Origin of the sequence: Geobacillus thermodenitrificans subsp. thermodenitrificans DSM 465, from assembly GCF_000496575.1 — a bacterium.
GTDB lineage: Bacteria > Bacillota > Bacilli > Bacillales > Anoxybacillaceae > Geobacillus > Geobacillus thermodenitrificans.
In genome coordinates this window covers 1-471 of sequence record NZ_AYKT01000065.1, presented here as the reverse complement: position 1 = coordinate 471, position 471 = coordinate 1, and the positions used below count along the sequence as shown (strand labels likewise).

Annotated in this window: 1 protein-coding gene; it reads left to right on the top strand. The window is 37.8% G+C overall.

Annotation, left to right across the window (positions count from 1 at the left end):
- Nucleotides 1–82 precede the first annotated feature (82 nt).
- On the top strand, nt 83–358 hold the full coding sequence (locus DSM465_RS0117995; protein WP_051358562.1) for a hypothetical protein: 276 nt from the start codon (nt 83–85) through the stop codon (nt 356–358).
- Nucleotides 359–471: the final 113 nt, after the last annotated feature.

The window sequence follows — 471 nt, the reverse complement described above, 5'->3', positions numbered from 1 at the left end:
AACAGCCGAATTCGAAAAGGTTGGAAGGTAGTACAGTGAAACCTTTGTGAATGGTAGATACTGTGCAGGAAGGAGAAAAGATATGACAACGGCAACTGAATTGAGTTTAGCTGATTTAACACCAACTCAAATTGGTAAGATGAGACACGCTTTAGGATTGGATTATTCAAGAAAACCATATAGAAATTATTACTATTGCAGTGCGCCTAATGACGAATGGGAAGACCTTGTTCAAAAGGGATTCGCCACTAAACAAGAGGGTATGAGAGAAGGTTCTGTTTATTATTTTGTAACCTATCCAGCGTTGAAATTGCTTTATCGCAAGAATGTCACTGAAAAGTATTTCAATGAACTTTAGTGAACATTCCGAAGTTAATCTGAACGATCAAGGTGGTTTTATGGGCAAATCACTACGCAAAATCAAACGTGAGAGGGAGAAAATTTCTTCTCCCTTTCATCCAGATGTAATGA

Bases quoted from the DNA above. Each gene is read 5' to 3' on its own strand.
- DSM465_RS0117995 (WP_051358562.1), top strand. From the start codon at position 83: ATGACAACGGCAACTGAATTGAGTTTAGCTGATTTAACACCAACTCAA.